We start from the raw sequence: 18,399 nt of genomic DNA, 5'->3' as shown, positions 1-18,399 counted from the left end.
GACAGCCGTCAGGAAACACCCACACCGAAAGGCACGTTGTGATGACCCTTCCCGCGATGCCCAGGGCCGTCCTCCAGTTCTTCGAGGCCTCCCAGGCCGGCGACGCCGACCGCTGGGCGGACTCCTTCGCCGAGGACGCGCTCTTCCACGACCCGGTGGGCACCGAGCCGATCGAGGGCCGCGAGGCGATCCGGACCTTCATCAGGTCCGTCATCCCCGACTTCGACCCCTTCCTCGGCCTGACCCCGCTGGAGGCCCACAACGTCGGTGAGTTCACCGCCGTGTCCTGGCGCGGCGCGGCCGTCTCCACCGACGGCAAGCCGGTCAACTGGTCCGGGATCAACGTCTACCAGCTGAACGGCGACGGGCTCATCCAGGAGGCCAAGGCCTACTTCGACCACGCGATCTTCGCGGCACAGCTCGCCGGCAGCTGAGCGAACGCCCGGCGGAGGGCCCGTCCGAGCCCTCCGCCGGGGCTCCGCTCACGCCCGCGGCGCGGGTGCGACGTCCAGGGACGCGTGGACGAACCAGCCGTGCTCGGCCTCGGCGAGGACCCGTTCCGGCACCGGCCCCAGCCAGGGGCACGCTCCCGCGCGCAGGTCGTCCGTGCCGTACGCCCGGGCGTTCCAGCCGTACGATGCGAGCCACCTCGCCGGGTCGGCGCAGCCCGACAACCGCGGGGTGCCTCGTTCGGCGAGCTGTGCGAGCAACGGAGCGTCCTTCGGGTCGCGGTAGAGCTCCGGATGCACCCAGTTCAGGCTGAGGAGGCTGCCGGGCGCCGACAGTTCGGTCAACTCCTCGATCATCTCCCGAGCATGACCGATCGTCATGAAGGAGAGCTTGCCCTCGACGAGCCACACCGCGGGCTGCGCGGGGTCGAAGCCCGCCCCCCTCAACGCCTGCCCCCAGTCCTCCCCGGGGTTCCACTCGACCGCCCGTGGAACGAGGGGGCTCCTGATGCCCTCGCGGTCCATGACCTGTCGCTTGAACGCGTGGATGTCGGGGAGGTCGACCTCGTACCACCGGACCTCCGGCGGAAGCGGCAGTCGATAGGGCCTGGTGTCGAGTGAGGCCGTGAAGACCACGACCTGACGGATCCCGGCGGTCACCCCCCGCCGGACGGCGTGGTCGCCGAAGCGCAGGTAGAGCAGGACGTATCCCAGCTGTCGATGGCTGGCGGACAGGGCCCCCTCTTCGCCTGCCAGCAGGGAGGCGTAGGGGTCGTGGATGTACCGGTCGGCCCGGGCGTGTTCCGCGGCGAGCAGTGCGGTGACCGACCGGCGCAGCAGCACGGTGGGCAGGTCGGCCTGGCGCGCGGAGGCCAGGTAGGAGCCCAGCACCCGGTCGAGAGCCTGTCGGCACCGGTCGGCGGTCTCCTCCTCCCGCGCGTGCTCCCGGGCGAACATCCGCAGCAGGTCGTGGAGCCGGTAGTGCCCGGGGGCGGCGGTGTCCAGCAGTTGGACGTCGGTCAGCCGTTCCAGGATGCGCTCCGCCCTCGGTTCGGAGACGTCGAGCAGCGCGGCGGCGACCGCTGTGGTGATGTCCGTGGTCTCCAGCAGGCCGAGCAGCCGGAACATCCGGGCCGCCTCCGCTTCGACCGCGCCGCCGTGCCCCAGGGCGCGGTAGCTGATCTCGAAGCAGCTCCTCAACTCCAGCTCAGTGACGGACAGTTCGTCCAGCAGGCGGCGCGACCGGCGAAGCCGATCGGCCATCGCCGAGAGCGGCCAGCGCGGGTGCCGGGTCAGTCGCGCCGCGCAGATGCGCAGGGCGAGCGGCAGGCAGCCGCAGGCGACGGCGACCTCGTGCGCCGCGGCGGGTTCACGCGCGACCCGGTCGTCACCGAGCCTGCTGTCGAGGAACTCCTCGGCCTCGGCCGGGGTGAAGCTCTCCAGGTGGAGCCGGGTGCCGCCGTCCAGGCCCGCCAGCGGCACCCTGCTGGTGACCAGCGCGGAGCAGCCGCTTCCCGAGGGGAGCAGGGGCCGCACCTGGTCGGCGTCGACCGCGTTGTCCAGGACCAGCAGCACCCGCCGGTCCGCGGTGGCGCAGCGGTAGGCGCCGACGTAATCCGCCGCGTCTTCGCTCGCGGGCGGCACCTCGCCGAGCGCTCCGATGAGGGTGACCAGAACGGCGGTGCTGTCCCTCGGCGGCAGCCCGGGGGTGCTGCCCCGCAGGTCGATGTAGAGCTGGCCGTCGGGGAAGTCGTCGGCGACGAGGTGGGCGACGTGCACGGCCAGGACGGACTTTCCGACCCCGCCCATGCCGTCGACCAGTGCGAGCGGAGGGCCGGCGGCCCCCTGCCGCGCCGTGAGGCCGGCGACGAGCCGTTCCATGTGCGCCGACCGGCCGGTGAACTGCGCGACGTCCGGCGGAAGTTGGCGCGGCACCGAGCCCGCTGCCGTCGGTCGTGGCCGGCTCGCCGCGGCCAACCGCAGCAGCAGTCCTCCGGCGCGCACCGCTTCGTCGCACAGCCGGGCGAACTCCTCACTCGGGCGCTTGGTCCCGTTCTCCACCCGGCTGATGTGACCACGGCTGTAGTGGATCAGCCCGGCCAGGCCCGACAACGACAGGCCCGCCCGCTCGCGCAACCGCCGCAAGGCCGAACCGAAACTCTCCTCCGCCGACTCATCGCTCACTCCACGCCCCTCTGCGCACCGGCCGTCGGATGACGAACCACCCGATCAACGCCGCATCCGGGAACACGTCACCGCCGGACTTCACAGCGGGGGCCGGGGAGCAGGGGATCGTCCCCGGTGGGGGAGAGCGGCAGGGTGGCGGTGACCCGGAAGCCGGACCGGTAGGGCGTGGCGGTCAGCTCACCGCCGAACAGCGCGATGCGCTCGGTCAGGCCGAGCAGGCCGTGGCCGGTGGAGAGCTCCCGCCGGACCTCTGGGCGGCGGCCCGCGCCGTCGTCGACCACGTCGAGGGTCAGCACGTCGGACCAGCTGATCCGTACGGAGGCGTGACTGCCGGGGCCGGCGTGCTTGATGACATTGGTGACGGCCTCCTGGACCGTGCGGTAGGCGGTGAGGTCGACGCTGTCGTCGAGATGGGTGGGGGTGCCCGTCACGTCGAGCCCGATCAGGACACCGGCCCGCCGGGCGTCGTCCAGGAGCGGTGCGAGGTCGGCCAGTCCGCTCCGTCCCGCGGTCTTCGGGGCGGGCGCGTCGGGGCAGCGCAGCAGTCGGAGCAGACGGCGCAGTTCGGCCATGGCGCCGCGGCCGAGGTCCTCGATGCCGGCCAGCGCTTCGGTCAGCCGGGCCGGTTCGGTGGGGGCCGTGCTGCGGGCCGTGTCGGCCTGCATGACGATGACGGCCACCGTGTTGGCCACGATGTCGTGCAGCTCCCGGGCGATCCGCATCCGTTCGGTGGTGACGGCCTGGCGGGCCTCGGCGAGTTCGCGCTGGTCGCGTTCGGCCGCGGCCACGGTGGCCTTGGCCCAGCGGCCGGCGCTCCAGGCCGCGATGGTGATCGGCAGGTAGAAGGCCATGTCGCTGACGAGCAGCGCCGTCTCGTCGCCCGGGTAGCGGAGCGTCTCGGCGGTGAGCCAGAGGCTCGCGCCGACGGGGGCGAGGGTGAGCGCGAGGGCGGTGAGCGCGAGGGGCCGATCGGCCTGCCGGGCCACCGTGTAGAGGGCGAGCAGCAGCCCGAAGTACGGGGTGAACGTGAAGCCGGTGCAGACGGCGAGCACGCCCGCGCCGACGGTGACGGCCCAGACGGCCGCGAACACCGGCACCGGCCACCGTCGGCGCAGGACCAGGGCGAGGAACTCCGCGGCGGCGAAGGCGACCAGCAGCGCCTGGTCGCCCACCGGGGTGCGCGGGCCGAGCGGGGTGCCCCAGTGGAACGCCTCGAAGACGATGACCGCCAGTGCCAGCGCGACGTCCTGCCCGGTGGCGAGCCGCGGCCGGCCGCCGCTGCGTGGCCGGATCGGGCGGACCGGGCGGGCCGGGCCCAGATCGGCCGGAAACGCGTTCATGAAGTCGCCGTCCTGTTCGAGTGGTGCCGACCCCCGTCACATTCAGTCTCCGACCGATGACAGGACCGGTACAACCCGTTGCCTGTTGTCGGCCCGACGGGACAACGGACAACAGCCCCTGACCTGCGCGGACCTAGGGCCCCTGCGGCGGGTGCGGCGGCAGCGTCATCCGGAGCAGCGAACCGCTCGGCGGCTCGGAGACGACGCTGAGACCGCCGCCGTGGCCCTCGGCGACGGCGCGCGCGATGGCCAGGCCGAGCCCGGTGCCGGGGCGGCCCGAGGCGCGGGGGTGGCCGCTTCCGTCGTCGGCCCGGGAGCGGGCGAAGCCGATGCCGCCGTCCTCCACCTCCAGCACGGCGCCGTCGCGGGTCGCGCGGCAGCGCAGGGCGATGGTGTCCCCGTCCGTGGTGAACTTCAGGGCGTTCTCCACCAGGGCGTCCAGGGCGGCCTCCAGCCGGGACTCGTCGCCGTGGACCGGGACGGAGGGCGCGTCCAGGAGCCAGTCCCGGTCCGAGGCCGGCCGCCATCGCTGGGCCGTGCGCCGCAGCAGGGCGCCGAGGTCGACGGGGGCCCGGTCGAAGGTGGCGGGCTCGTAGGCGTCGGCCAGCACCAGCAGCCGCCCGGCGAGGCCGGCGAGCTTGTCGAGTTCGTCCACCACCACGTCGAGGTCGTCCCGGCTCTCCGGGGTCGCCAGCTCGCCCCGGACCAGCTCCGCGTAGCAGCGGGCCACCGTGATCGGGGTGCGCATCTCGTGGGAGCAGTTGCGCACGAACAGCTCCTTGACCTCCTGGGCGCGGCGCTCGCGCTCGACGAGGTCCTGGGTCTGCGCGAGGGCGGCGGCCCGTCGTCGGACGTGCCAGACCATGCTGAGGAAGACCAGGGCCATCAGCGGGACTTCCGCGAGTTCGTCCCACTCGGCGTGGCCCTGCGCGACGAACCGGCCCAGCGCGGCGCCGGTGACCAGGGTGACCGCGGCCAGGACGGCGGCGGTGCGGCGGGGGGACCAGTTCTGGAGGCCGTAGACGATGGACATGCTGATCCACACCAGGTGGAACACCAGGGTTTCGAGGGCGGGTTCGACGAGCAGCAGCAGCTGGCCGCACCCGGCGAACAGTGCCCATCCGGCGAACAGCAGCCGCCGCCCGCGCTCAGCCGGCACTGAAGGCGTACCCGACGTTGCGCACCGTTTCGATGACCGGCCGGGGCACCTTGCCGCGGATCCGGCGGACCGTCGCGTCGACCACGTTGCTGCCGAGGTCGTCGGTGTGGCCCCAGACGCCGGCCAGCAGCTCGCGCCGGCTGCACACCTCGCCCGCCCGCCGCATCAGATGGCCGAGCAGCATGAACTCGCGGTGCGACAGCGGCACTTCGCGCCCGCCGAGGCTGAGCGCCTGCCGGTCGAGATCGAGGGCGGCCGACCCGACGTGGAGCCACCGCTGGGCGGCACCGGCGGCGGGTGTGCGGAGCCTGGTGCGGACACGCTCCACCAACTCCACGGTGGCGAAGGGCTTGCCGAGGAAGTCGACGGCCCCGAGTCGCAGGCAGCGGACCCGGGTGGCGACGTCCATCACGGCGGACAGGACGAGGACCCGCTGGTCGGGCCGCCGCTCGAAGGCGCGCCGCATCACCTCGAAGCCGTCGAACCCCGGCAGCATCAGGTCGAGCACGACCAGGTCGTACTCGGCGTCCCACAGGCGCCGGACGGCCTCCGGGCCGGATCCCGCGCCGTCGACGAGGTGGCCGTCCGCCTCCAGCGTGCGATGGAGGTAGGTGCGCAGTCGTGCCTCGTCCTCGACGACCAACAGCCGGGCCATGGTGGGCTTCCGTCTCCTCCCCTGCCGCACTCGCCCCTCTCAGGGCGCGTCAGATCCTATAAGCGCTTCACCGCTCATGACAGCTTGATGAGAGGCCTGTCATCTTCGCCCCGCTCCCGATGGTTCGGCCACAAGCTTGTCGCGCGCGCGTCACCCGGGTGCGCAAGCGGGGGCAGACCACCAAGGGGAGAGGAAAGGTGTGTTCACCACACAGACCGTGTTCACCACACGGGCAATGAGAGCGCCGGCGCGCCGCAGACGGCGCACCATCGCCGTGGCCGGCGTCGGGACGATGGTGGCGGCCCTGCTGGGGCTGCCCCCGGCGCCGCTCCAGCAGACGCAGGAGGCAGCCGCCTCCGGCGGGCCGAGCAGCGCGACGGACGGGACGACGACACCGCACTACTTCGGACCGTGGGGCAACTGGGCCAACAGCCCGCTGACCCGGTCGAAGGCCGAGGTGTCCATCGCCTCCACCGCGATGCCGGTCGGAAACCCGCTGGTCGACCGGGCGTTCGCGACGGACTTCGCGACGCCGCCGGGCACGCTCGGGCCGGTCCTCGTCGTGCTGGGCGGCTCCCCGCTGCCCGCCGGCACCCTGAAGAGCTTCCAGACCTGGAACCAGGCCAAGCCGGCCGGCAGCCCCTCGGCCTCCGAGGGCGGGCTCTTCCACGCCTACGTGCTGCGGCCGACGGGCGCGCCGGACACCTTCACCGTGGTGGCGGACAGCGGGCCGAAGACGGTGCCCAAGCCGAGCACGGCCGCCGGAGAGGTCGCGACCTACGAGGTCCCCGACGTCGCCGTGCGGTCCGGCGACCTGATCGGCTTCTACGGCCAGGGCGTCCCGGTCGACACCGGCGTCGGCGCCGCCACCGACGCCTTCCTGTACCCGGCCGGCGTGGACAGCACCACGAACCCGCCGACCACCGTGCCACCGGCCGCGGGCGGCACGGTGACACTGGGGTCGAGCGCCTACCCGCGCCACCCGGCGCAGGACCGGACGTACTCCTTCGGGGCGCAGGTGCTCCCGGCGAGCGCCGGGACGGGCGCCACCGCGACGGCCACCGTGGACCCGCGCACCGGCGGCATCGCGAGCATCGAGGTGACCTCGCCCGGGCGGCACTACACCCCGGGCGCGACCTCCGTCACCATCGCGGGCGGCAGCACGGCGGCGACCGCGAAGGCCACCGTCAAGGCGACCGGGGCCGTGGTCGGCCTCACCGTCGACGCGGGCGGCAGCGGCTACGGCGGCTTCGCGGTCGGCATCTCCGGCGGTGGCGGCAGCGGCGCCACCGCGACGGCCTCCGGCGGGGTGGACGCCGTGGCGGTCACCGACGGCGGGTCCGGCTACACCATGCCGACGGTCGACTTCGACCTCCCCGACGACCCGAACGGCACGGCGGCCAAGGGCCACGTCGACCCGGCCGACCTCACCGCCGACGGCAAGGTCGCCAAGGTGACCGTCGACGAGCCCGGCAGCGGCTACAGCGCCGCACCCGGCGTGGTGATCCGCAACGGGACGCTCGCCGCCCCGATCAACGGCGCGACGAAGGCGACGGCCACCGCGAGCCTGAAGCTGGTCGCCGTCACCGTGGACAAGATCGGCTCCGACTACGGCGCGGCGCCCGCCGTCACCGTCACCGACCCGACCGGCAAGGGCGGCACCGGGGCGACGGCGACGGCCGTGATCGACCGCGGCGCGATCAGCGGCATCGAGGTCATCAGCCCGGGGGCCGGCTACCTCACGGTCGGGATGAAGAAGTTCCAGGACACCCTGCCGCTGACCTGCGACCCCGGGGCGGACGGCACCGGTTGCCCGGACGTCGCGCAGTCGCAGGCGCCGACCACGAAGCCCTCGGAGAAGTTCATCCCGGTGGCCGTGCCGGAGTCCGTCACCACGAGCGGCAAGCCGGCCGACGAGTACGTCATCGGCCTGGTGCAGTACCTCACCCGGTTCTCCTCCGACCTGCCACCGACCCTGGTGCGCGGCTACGTCCAGCTGTCGACGGACGCGGTGCCCGGCCGCAAGGTCCCGCTCTACAACGAGCTGATGGACGGCACCCGGCAGCCGCTGCCGTACACCGGCGTGACCTCCCCGCAGTGGATGGGCCCGCTGCTCGCCGCGACCAAGGACCGGCCGGTGCGGATCGTGTTCCGCAACCTGCTCCCGAAGGGCGCCGACGGCAACCTGTTCCTGCCGGTGGACAGCAGCGGCATGGGCGCCGGCATGGTCCCGATGACGATGCCGCCGCCGAAGAACGACGGCACCGTCACGGACGAGGTGCGCAACCCCTCGTGCACGAATGACAAGTCCGGCTGCTTCACCGACAACCGGGCCACGCTGCACCTGCACGGCGGCGTCACGCCGTGGATCAGCGACGGCACCCCGCACCAGTGGATCACCCCGGCCGGCGAGACCACCTCGTGGCCGCAGGGCGTCAGCGTGCAGAACGTGCCGGACATGGTGGACAGCGGCGGCGCGGTGCTCTGCGAGGCGAAGGACGACGGCTGCTCGACCTTCTACTACACCAACCAGCAGAGCGCGCGGCTGATGTTCTACCACGACCACAGCTACGGCATCACCCGGCTGAACGTGTACGCCGGCGAGGCCGCGGGCTACACCATCACCGACGACACCGAGAAGGCGCTGGTCGCCGGCGGCACCATCCCGGACGCGGCCGACACCATCCCGCTGCTCGTCCAGGACCGCACCTTCGTGCCGGACGACGCCCAGCTCAAGGACCGCGAGGACGCCGACGGCAAGACCGCCTCCTACGGCCAGGACCCGACCTGGGACACCAAGCGCTGGGGCGGCAAGGGCAGCTTCTGGTACCACCACGTCTACATGCCCGCGCAGAACCCGGGCGATCCGTCGGGCATGAGCTCGTACGGGCGCTGGATGTACGGGCCGTGGTTCTGGCCGCCGGCCGGGGACACGAAGTTCGGGCCGATCGCCAACCCGTACTACGACCCGACGTGCAAGCTGGACGATGCGGCGACCTGGCAGTACCAGAGCGCCCCGTACTGCGAGCCGGAGCAGATCCCCGGCACGCCGAACATCTCGATGGGCATGGAGCAGTTCAACGACACGCCCATCGTCAACGGCGTCGCCTACCCGAAGGTGACGCTCCAGCCGAAGACCTACCGGATGCGGCTGCTCAACGCCGCCAACGACCGGTTCTTCAACTTCCAGTGGTACAAGGCCGATCCGAAGCAGGGCGACGGCACCACCGAGGTGGCGCTGAACGCCGACGAGCTGGCCGCCGCGCAGACCGACCCGAACGTGTCACCCACCCCGGCGGACGCCAACAACGACGCCGCCGGGCCGGACTGGATCCAGATCGCCAACGAGGGCGGCTTCCTGCCCGCCCCGGCCGTCATCGACGGCCAGCAGCCGACCACCTGGATCACCGACCCGACCCGCTTCGACGTCGGCAACGTGGACAAGCACGCGCTGACCGTCGCCCCGGCCGAACGCGCCGACGTGCTGGTCGACTTCTCGAAGTTCGCGGGCAAGACGCTGATCCTCTACAACGACGCGCCCGCGGCCTTCCCGGCCCGCATCTCGTCGTACGACTACTACACGGGCGGCCCCGACCTCACCGGGAACGGCGGCGCGCCGAAGACCCTGCCGGGGTACGGTCCCAACACCCGCACCGTGATGCAGGTGACCATCGCGGACACGGCCCCGGCCCCGGCCTTCAACCTGGCCAAGCTGCAAGCCGCGTTCAAGCACCACGCGGACGGCTCGGGCGTCTTCGAGTCCGGGCAGAACCCGGTGATCGTCGGGCAGGCGGCCTACAACTCGGCGTACGGCACGAGCTTCGCGGCCAGCGGCAACTGCAACGTCAAGAACAGCACCGTCAAGAGCTGCGACGGCCTGGTCCGGGTGAACGACACATCGGCCTTCGGCTTCAACACGCTCAAGGCACCGACCGCCAAGACGTCGCTGCCGCTCCAGCCGAAGGCCATCCACGACGAGATGAACGCCTCGACCTTCGACGAGTACGGCCGGATGTCGGCCAACCTCGGCGTCGAGGCCTCGCCGCCGACGCCGGGGGCGCAGAACGTGACGCTGTACCCGTACGTCAACCCGCCGACCGAGCTGATCGACGGAACCGCCCTGCCCAGGGCGGACCTGAAGGTGACACCGATCAGCACCACCGAGGACGGGACGCAGATCTGGCGGTTCACCCACAACGGGGTGGACACCCACCCGATGCACTTCCACCTCTACGACGTCCAGGTCCTCAACCGGGTGACCTGGGACAACATCGTCATCAAACCGGACGCCAACGAGCTGGGCTGGAAGGACACGGTGCGGATGAGCCCACTGGAGGACACGATCGTCGCGCTGCGGCCGACCGTGCCGACGGTGCCGTTCGAAGTGCCGAACTCCGTCCGGCCGCTGGACCCGACCATGCCGCTCGGCAGCACGGCGATGTTCAACAACACCGATCCGCAGGGCAACCCGACGGCGGCCATCGTCAACCGGCTGGTCAACTTCGGCTGGGAGTACGTCATCCACTGCCACATCCTCAGCCACGAGGAGATGGACATGATGCGTCCCCAGCTTCTGGCGCTGCCTCCGGCCAAGGCGACCGGGCTCAGCTCGACCGTCATGGGCAGCGGCGACAACGCCCGGATCCGGCTGGACTGGCAGGACAACTCGATCAACGAGACCGGCTTCGTCATCCAACGATCGAGCGATGACGGCACCACCTGGGTTGACGCCGGCACCGTCGATTCGCCCCTGGACCAGCCGAACACCCACGGCACCCGCTCCTTCGTCGACCTGTCGGCGTCGGTGGCCACGCCGTACCTCTACCGGGTGGTCGCGCTCAACACGGTCGGCCACGGCGGCGAGTTCCCGGGCATGACGGTGAAGTCGGTGTCGGACCCGCTCCGGGTGACCCCGGCGCCCTGACCGGGTGATCGCGCACGACGGGAGGGCGGGCCGCCGCGGCCCGCCCTCCCGGCTCTTCGCGGAGCGTTGTCGGAGGCGTGTGTTATGACTTCGTCCACCAACCCCCAGAGGTGCGAAGTGCAAGAGCCGATCCACGAGCTGATCCTCCGTCACGCCGCTGACACCGAGGGCAAGACGGCCTTCGCCGATGCCCACGGCGCGGTGGGCTACGGCGAACTCGCCCGCCGCACCGCCCGGGTGGCCGGCAACCTCCGGGCCGACCGGGGCGGCCGGGTGGCGCTGTGCCTGTCCAACGGCGTGCCCGCGATCACGGCCACCCTCGGCGTCTGCCGCGCGGCCGCCGTCGGCGTCCCGCTCGATCCGCGCGGCACCGACGACGACCTCCGGTACCGGCTGGCGGACAGCGGCGCCGACGTGGTGGTCACCGACCGGGAACACCTGGCGCGGGTACGGCGGGTGGCCGGTGCCCGGGTCGTCACCGTGAACGACCTGCTCGCACCCTCCGCCGGCCGCCCTCGGGACGACCTCGGGCCCGAGGAGCCCGCCTGGATCCACTACACCTCGGGGACGAGCGGGGAGCCGAAGGGCGTGCCCTCGGCGCAGGAGGCGTGGCTCCGGTCGGCCGACCACTCCTACCGGGAACTGCTGGGCATGTCCGGCGAGGACCACCTGCTCTGGCCGCTGCCGCTGTTCCACGCGTACGGGCACTCGATGTGCCTGGTCGGCGTCCTGACCCTGGGGGCGAGCGCCCATGTGATGGAGCGCTTCACCGCCGACCGGGCCGCCGCCCTGCTGCGGCAGGCGCCGTTCACCGCGCTCGGCGGCGTGCCGACGGTCTTCAGCCGGCTCCTGGACGCCGAAGCCCCGCTGCCGCCGCTCTGCCTGTCCGCCGGGGCCCCGCTGTCGGAGGAGCTGCGGGCCCGCTTCCGCCGCACGACCGGCCGTGAGCTGCACGACGCCTACGGCAGCACCGAGGCGTCCGGGAACATCTCCGTCGACGGCGTCGTCCTGCCCGGGATCGACACCCGGTTCGTGGACGGCGAGATCCTGCTGAGGCTGCCCGGCGCCGACCGGTGGCAGGCCACCGGGGACCTGGGCCACCAGGAGAACGGCCGGCTGGTGGTGACGGGGCGCGCCGGTGACATGGTCATCCGGGGCGGGGAGAACATCCACCCGGCGGAGATCGAACGGGTGCTGGCCCACGCCCCGGGCGTCCGGGAGGTCGCCGTGGCGGGCGAGCCCGACGACCTGCTCGGCGAGGTGCCGGTCGCCTACGTCGTCGGCGACACGGATCCCGCGGCGCTGCTGGCCTTCTGCCGTCGCCGGCTGCCGGCGCACCGGGTGCCGGAGTCCGTCCGCCTGATCAGCCGGATTCCGCAGACCTCCTCGGGCAAGCCGGCCCGGCGGCGGCTGCGCTTCCAGTACCTGCTCGACCTCGTCCGACGGGCCGCCGAGGGGATCACCGGCCGGCCGCCCGAGGCCGACCAGCCGTTCGCCGAAGCCGGCCTGGACTCGCTCGGCGCCGTCCGGCTGGGCGACCGGCTGGGCGCGGAGCTGGGCGTCACCCTCTCGCCGTCCCTGGTGTACGACCACCCCACGCCCCAGCAGGTGGCCGACTACCTCGCCGGCGGGGTCACCGGCGCGCCGCCGCCCGCCCGCACCTCCACCGAGCCGATCGCGATCGTCGGCATGGCCTGCCGCTACCCCGGCGGGATCGGCAGCCCCGAGGACCTCTGGCGGGCGCTCGAAACCGGCCGGGACACCATCACGGAGTTCCCCACGGACCGGGGCTGGCCGCTGGACGAACTGTTCCACCCGGACCCGGACCACATCGGCACCAGCTACGTCACCCGGGGCGGCTTCCTCACCGACGCGGCCGACTTCGACGCGGCGTTCTTCCGGATGTCGCCGCGCGAGGCCCTGGCCACCGACCCCCAGCAGCGCCTGCTGCTGGAGACGGCCTGGGAGGCGGCCGAGCGGGCCGGCATCGCGCCCGAATCACTGCGCGGCAGCAACACCGGGGTGTTCGTCGGCGTCATGTACAACGACTACGGCGGTCGCTTCCAGGGCACCGGACACCCCCTGGAGGCCCAGCTCGCCCTGGGCTCGGCGGGCAGCGTCGCCTCCGGGCGGATCGCCCACAACCTGGGGCTGCACGGGCCCGCGCTCACCCTGGACACGGCCTGCTCCTCCTCGCTGGTCGCCCTGCACCTCGCGGCCGGCGCCCTGCGGGACGGCCAGTGCGACCTGGCCCTGGCCGGGGGAGCGACGGTGATGGCCACGCCGGACAGCTTCGTCGTGTTCAGCCGGCAGCGCGGCCTGGCCCCGGACGGACGGGTGAAGCCGTTCGCCGCGGCCGCCGACGGCACCGTCTGGTCGGAGGGGGTCGGGCTGCTGGTCCTGGAGCGGGTGTCCGACGCGCTGCGCAACGGGCACCCGGTCCTGGCCCTGCTGCGCGGCTCCGCGGTCAACCAGGACGGGGCGTCGAACGGCCTCACGGCGCCCAGCGGCCCCGCCCAGGTGGCCGTGATCCAGCGGGCGCTGGCCGACGCCGGGCTCACCGGCGCCGAGGTGGACATGATCGAGGCCCACGGCACCGGCACCGCCCTGGGGGATCCGATCGAGGCGGCCGCGCTGCTCGCCACGTACGGGCAGGACCGCTCGGATCCGGTCCTGGTCGGCACCGTCAAGTCCAACCTCGGGCACACCCAGGCGGCCGCCGGGGTCGCGGGCGTGATCAAGGCCGTGCTGGCGATGCGGCACCACACCGTGCCCGCCACGCTGCACCTCGACCGGCCCAGCCCGTACGTCGACTGGTCGGCCGGCGCGGTCCGCCTGGTCACCGAGCCGACGCCCTGGCCGGCCCGGGACCGTGCGCGGCGGGCCGGAGTGTCCGCCTTCGGGATCTCGGGGACCAACGCGCATGTGATCGTCGAGGAGTACGAGCAACCGGAAGCGGCGGCGCCCAGACCGCGGGGCACCCGGGCCTTCCGGCGCCGGCGCTACTGGCTCGACCGCCCCGCGGAGCACCCGCTGATCGAGTCGACCGTCGTCGTGCCCGGCTCCGGGGAGGTGCTGTGCACCGCCGACCTCACCCCCGCGTGGCTGCTCGACCACATCGTCGACGGCACGGCGGTCGTACCCGCCACGGCGATCCTGGAACTGGCCCTGGCCGCGGGGGAACGGGCCGGCTGCGACACCGTCGACGAACTGGTCCTGCACGCGCCGATGCCCCTGCCGCGGACCCGGCGCGCTGAGCTCGTGGTCCGCCAAGAGGCCGACGACACAAGGCCGTTCGAGGTCTACGCGAACGGAGCCCGGTGCGCCGAAGGCCGGCTGGCCGCCCGCCCGGCGCCACGCGTGGACACCGGCGCCTGGCCCCCGCCGGACGCCGAGGAGATCGAGGTCGACCACGGCGAGTACGGCCCCGCGTTCCGCGGGCTGACCAGGATGTGGCGCCGCGGCGGGGAACTCTTCGGCGAGGTGCGCGGCGACTTCCCGGACGCCGGGCGCTTCGGCCTCCACCCGGCCCTGTTCGACGCGGCGCTGCACCCGGCGCGACTGCTCGCCGACGGGGTGCCGTTCGCGCTGCGCGGGGTGCGCCTGCTGGCGCGGGGCGCCACGGCGCTGCGGGTGCGCATCCGTGCCGGGCGGATCGACGTCACCGACCAGGCGGGGCGGCCGGTGGCGGCCGTCGAGTCCCTCACGGTGCGCCCCACCGCGCATCCCGCGCCGGGCACCGGCCGGGGCGCGCTGTTCCGCCCCGAGTGGCACCGGACTCCGGGCCGGCCCCGGGGCCGGATCCATGAGGTGCCGCCGGGCGAGGACGCACCCGCCGCACTGGCGCTCGCCCTGCGGGAATTGCAGGCCGGCCACGAGCACCTCACCGTCCTGGTGCACCCGGGAGACCTGGCGGGAGCGGCGGTGTCCGGCCTGGTCCGGGTCGCGCGGAGCGAGCACCCCGGCCGGTTCACCCTGGCCGAACTCCACGACGGGCGGAGCGAGATCGTGGCCGAGCGCCCGGAGCTGGTCCCGGTGCCGAGCGGCGCCGGCAAGGCCTTCGACTGGCGCGGAACGGTCCTGATCACCGGCGGCGGCGCGCTGGGCCGGGCGGTCGCCGACCACCTGCGCGGCAAGGGCGTGCGCGTCGTGGTCGCGAGCCGCAGCGGTGAGACGCCCGTGGACGTCACCGACCGGGCGGCACTGGCCGCGCTGGTCGACTCGATCGAGGACCTGCGCGCCGTGGTGCACACCGCCGGGGTGCTGGACGACGGAATCCTGTCCTCGATGACCCCGGCGCGGCTGGCGACGGTGTGGCGCCCCAAGGCCGAAGCGGCCCGGCAGCTGCACGAGTCGACCGCGCACCGGGAGCTGGACGCCTTCGTGCTGTTCTCCTCGGCGGCCGGTGTGCTCGGCCACGCCGGACAGGCCAACTACGCGGCGGCCAACAGCTACCTGGACGAACTCGCCCGCCACCGGCGGCGATCGGGGCTGCCCGCGCACTCCCTGGCCTGGGGCCCGTGGACGGTCGGGATGGCGGCCGGCCGACCGGCCACCCCCGGCCTGACGCCCCTCACCCCCGCCGAAGGCGTGGCCCTGCTGGAGGCGGCGCTGCGCACCGACGAACCGGTGCTGGTGCCGATCGCCTTCGAGGGCCGCCCGCCCCTGCCGTCCCCGCCGGAATCACCGAGGACGCAGGAGACACCGCCCTCACCGACCGACACCCTGGAACTGGTCTGCGCCGAGGTCGCCGCCGTCCTGAGCTACCCGGACGTCCACCCGGACACCCCGCTCCTCGACCTCGGGTTCGACTCGCTGACCTCGCTCGAACTGCGCAACCGCCTGGAGGCGCGGCTCGGCCTGCGACTGCCCGCCACGGTGGTCTTCGACGTCCCCACGCCCAGGGCCCTCGCCGAGCAGCTGCGCCCGCCGCCGGCCCCGGGGACGCTCGGCTTCCTCTACCGCAAGCTGTGCGAGCTGGGCCGGTCCCGGGAGGCCATGCACCTGCTGGTCTCCGCCTCCTGGGCGCTGCCCTCGGCGGCCGCGCCGCCGTCCGTCGCCCCGCAGCGGCTCAGCGGCGAGGGGCTCAGCCGTGGAGGAGGTGGTCCCGCCATCGTCTGCTTCCCCGCCTTCGCCTCACCCCCGGGGGAGTACGGCCGCCTCGCCGAGCACCTGCCGGGCCTGTGGCTCCTCCCGCACCCGGGCTACGACGGCGGCCCCGTCCCGGACGGCGTGGAGGCCCTCGTCCGGGCCCACGCCGCCTCGATCCGGCGGCTCGACCGGCCGGTGGTGCTGCTGGGCCGCTCCACCGGCGGCCTGGTCGCCCAGGCCGTCGCCGAGCGCGTCGGCGCCGAGGCCGTGGTGCTGGTGGACACCCACCCCGTCCGGGACGAGGAGTGGCTCACCGAACTGGCGGCCCCCGGCGCGCTCGGGCTGGACGAGCCCGGCCTCGCGGCGATGGGCGCCTACGCCCGGATCTTCCTGGACTGGGAGGGGAAGACGACCGTCCCCACCCTGCGCCTGCGCGCCGGCGAGGTGCCGGGCGACCACCACTCGATCCTCGACGAGCACGTGGCCACCACGGCGGAAGCGATCCGCGGCTGGCTCGCCCGGACGCTGTCTCCCGGGCCCGCGTCCGGCCTGTCCGACACGGAGGGTGAGCCGGAACAAGGCCCGCGGTGACGGCGTTCCAGCAGGAACGGGCACGGCTGTAGGGAGGCCGGTATGGCATTCAACGATGCCGGATTCGGGCGCGCGGACGGCTCGCGCTACCTGCCGATCGCCGAGCACGGCCTGATCGGCGATCTGCGCTCCGCCGCCCTGGTGGGCACGGACGGCACGATCGACTGGTACTGCTGTCCGCGCTTCGACGCCCCCAGCGTCTTCGCGTCCATCCTCGACGCCGACCGGGGCGGCTCGTTCGAGCTGGCCGCCGACGTGCCGACGCGCACCCGGCAGTTCTACTTCCCCGACACCAACGTCCTGATCACCCGGTTCTTCGCCACCGACGGGGTGGCGGAGATCCAGGACTTCATGCCGGTGGTGGACGAGTCGCGCGAGGCCGGCCGGCACCGGCTGATCCGTCGGGTGGTCTGCGCCCGGGGAACGCTGCCGTTCCGGGCCCGGGTGGCCCCCCGCTTCGACTTCGGGTCCGAGCCGCACACCGTACGCCTCCAGCCCCACCAGGCCGTCTTCGAGTCCCCGTCGCTGGCGCTGGCGCTGACGGCCACCGTCCCGCTCGAACGCGACGGCGTGGACGTGTGGTCGCAGTTCAAGCTGCTCGAAGGCGAGTCGGCGGTGTTCGCCCTCGACCGGGTCGGCGGCGAGGTCACCCCGAGGGCCTGCCCCCGGGCCGAGGCGGAGGAGCAGTTCGCGGCGACGGTGCGGTTCTGGCGCCACTGGCTGTCCCGCTCCCGCTACCACGGGCGGTGGCGCGAGATGGTGCACCGCTCCGCGCTGGTGCTGAAACTGCTCAGCTACGCGCCGACCGGCGCTTTCGTGGCCGCCCCGACGACGAGCCTGCCCGAGCGGATCGGCGGCGGCCGCAACTGGGACTACCGCTACGTGTGGGTCCGCGACGCGGCCTTCTGCGTCTACGCCATGCTCCGGCTGGGCTTCACCGAGGAGGCCGAGGCCTTCATGGGCTTCCTCTCCGAGCGCGGGGTCCTGCGGGGCGACGGCGTCGAGGGGCCGCTCCAGATCATGTACGGCATCGACGGGCGCAGCGACCTGCCCGAGCGCGAACTGCCCCACCTGGAGGGGCACCTGGGCTCCGCGCCGGTGCGGGTGGGCAACGCCGCCACCGGCCAGCTCCAGCTGGACATCTACGGAGCGCTGATCGACTCCGTCTACCTGTACGACAAGTGGGGCCAGCCGATCAGCAGCGACCACTGGGACGAGGTCGGGGCCGTGGTGGACTGGCTCTGCGACCACTGGGACCAGCCCGACGAGGGCATCTGGGAGACCAGGGGCGGCCGCAAGGACTTCCTCTACTCGCGGCTGATGTGCTGGGTGGCGATCGAGCGGGCGATCCGGATGGCCAACCGGCGCGGGCTGCCGGCCGACCTCCCGCGCTGGCAGCGGAGCCGGGACACGATCTACCGGCAGATCATGAGCCGCGGCTGGTCGACGGACCGCCGGGCGTTCACCCAGAGCCTGGGCGACGACGTCCTCGACGCCTCGGTGCTGATGATGCCGCTGGCCAAGTTCATCTCGCCCAACGACCCCAAGTGGCTGGCCACCCTGGACGCGCTGGGCTCGGAGCTCGTCTCCGACTCGCTGGTCTACCGCTACGACCCGGAGGCCAGCCCGGACGGCCTGCGCGGAGCCGAGGGCACCTTCTCGATCTGCTCGTTCTGGTACGTCGAGGCCCTGGCCCGCGCCGGGCGCGTCGAGGAGGCCCGGCTGGCCTTCGAGAAGATGCTCACCTACGCCAACCACCTGGGCCTCTACGCCGAGGAGATCGGCCCGACCGGCGAACAACTCGGCAACTTCCCCCAGGCCTTCACCCACCTCTCCCTGATCAGCGCCGCCTTCAACCTCGACCGCACCCTCGGCTGACTCCCGCCGAAGCCGGCCACCCGACCGCCGGCGAGCCGCTCGGTGCGCATGGGCGCGTTCATGAACCGAAGGTCAACTTCCTTGAGTGGTTAGGCGCTTCGGCAGGTCCGACTTCGCGCTACCCG

General features: G+C 73.3%; 8 protein-coding genes. 4 read left to right on the top strand and 4 right to left on the bottom strand.

The genetic code is table 11. The annotated features are described in order from the left end of the window. Positions 1-56: 56 nt before the first annotated feature. Positions 57-434 carry a nuclear transport factor 2 family protein gene (locus tag QWJ13_RS28385; RefSeq protein ID WP_316528007.1) on the top strand — a complete coding sequence of 126 codons (378 nt, stop codon included), beginning with the start codon at positions 57-59 and terminating at the stop codon, positions 432-434. 48 nt (positions 435-482) lie between these two features. Here the strand turns inward: QWJ13_RS28385 and QWJ13_RS28380 are convergent, their stop codons facing one another. From QWJ13_RS28380 to QWJ13_RS28365, 4 genes are all read right to left on the bottom strand, one after another. Continuing rightward, positions 483-2,633 (bottom strand): SAM-dependent methyltransferase, encoded by a 2,151-nt coding sequence (locus QWJ13_RS28380; protein WP_316528006.1) that lies wholly within the window; start codon positions 2,631-2,633, stop codon positions 483-485. A 68-nt stretch (positions 2,634-2,701) separates the two neighbouring features. Then, on the bottom strand, positions 2,702-3,976 hold the full coding sequence (locus tag QWJ13_RS28375) for a sensor histidine kinase (RefSeq protein WP_316528005.1): 1,275 nt from the start codon (positions 3,974-3,976) through the stop codon (positions 2,702-2,704). A 133-nt stretch (positions 3,977-4,109) separates the two neighbouring features. Next, positions 4,110-5,135, bottom strand: a complete 1,026-nt coding sequence (locus QWJ13_RS28370) for a sensor histidine kinase (RefSeq protein ID WP_316528004.1) — start codon at positions 5,133-5,135, stop codon at positions 4,110-4,112. Further along, a complete protein-coding gene (locus QWJ13_RS28365; RefSeq protein ID WP_316528003.1) occupies positions 5,125-5,790 on the bottom strand; it encodes a response regulator transcription factor in 666 nt (221 codons plus the stop codon). Before QWJ13_RS28365 ends, QWJ13_RS28370 begins: the two co-directional genes overlap by 11 nt. A gap of 235 nt (positions 5,791-6,025) precedes the next feature. Here QWJ13_RS28365 and QWJ13_RS28360 point away from each other — a divergent pair, with 235 nt between their 5' ends. The 3 genes from QWJ13_RS28360 to QWJ13_RS28350 all read left to right on the top strand — a co-directional run bounded on the left by QWJ13_RS28360 (position 6,026) and on the right by QWJ13_RS28350 (position 18,274). Continuing rightward, entirely contained in the window at positions 6,026-10,714 is a 4,689-nt protein-coding gene (locus tag QWJ13_RS28360; protein ID WP_316528002.1) for a multicopper oxidase domain-containing protein, read from the top strand. 117 nt (positions 10,715-10,831) lie between these two features. Continuing rightward, positions 10,832-16,396 carry a beta-ketoacyl synthase N-terminal-like domain-containing protein gene (locus tag QWJ13_RS28355; protein WP_316528001.1) on the top strand — a complete coding sequence of 1,855 codons (5,565 nt, stop codon included), beginning with the start codon at positions 10,832-10,834 and terminating at the stop codon, positions 16,394-16,396. A 42-nt stretch (positions 16,397-16,438) separates the two neighbouring features. After that, entirely contained in the window at positions 16,439-18,274 is a 1,836-nt protein-coding gene (locus QWJ13_RS28350) for a glycoside hydrolase family 15 protein (RefSeq protein ID WP_316528000.1), read from the top strand. Positions 18,275-18,399: the final 125 nt, after the last annotated feature.

The sequence above is a fragment of the Kitasatospora brasiliensis genome (assembly GCF_032654805.1).
Taxonomy (GTDB): domain Bacteria; phylum Actinomycetota; class Actinomycetes; order Streptomycetales; family Streptomycetaceae; genus Kitasatospora; species Kitasatospora brasiliensis.
This window is presented reverse-complemented; position numbering and strand designations above follow the sequence as displayed.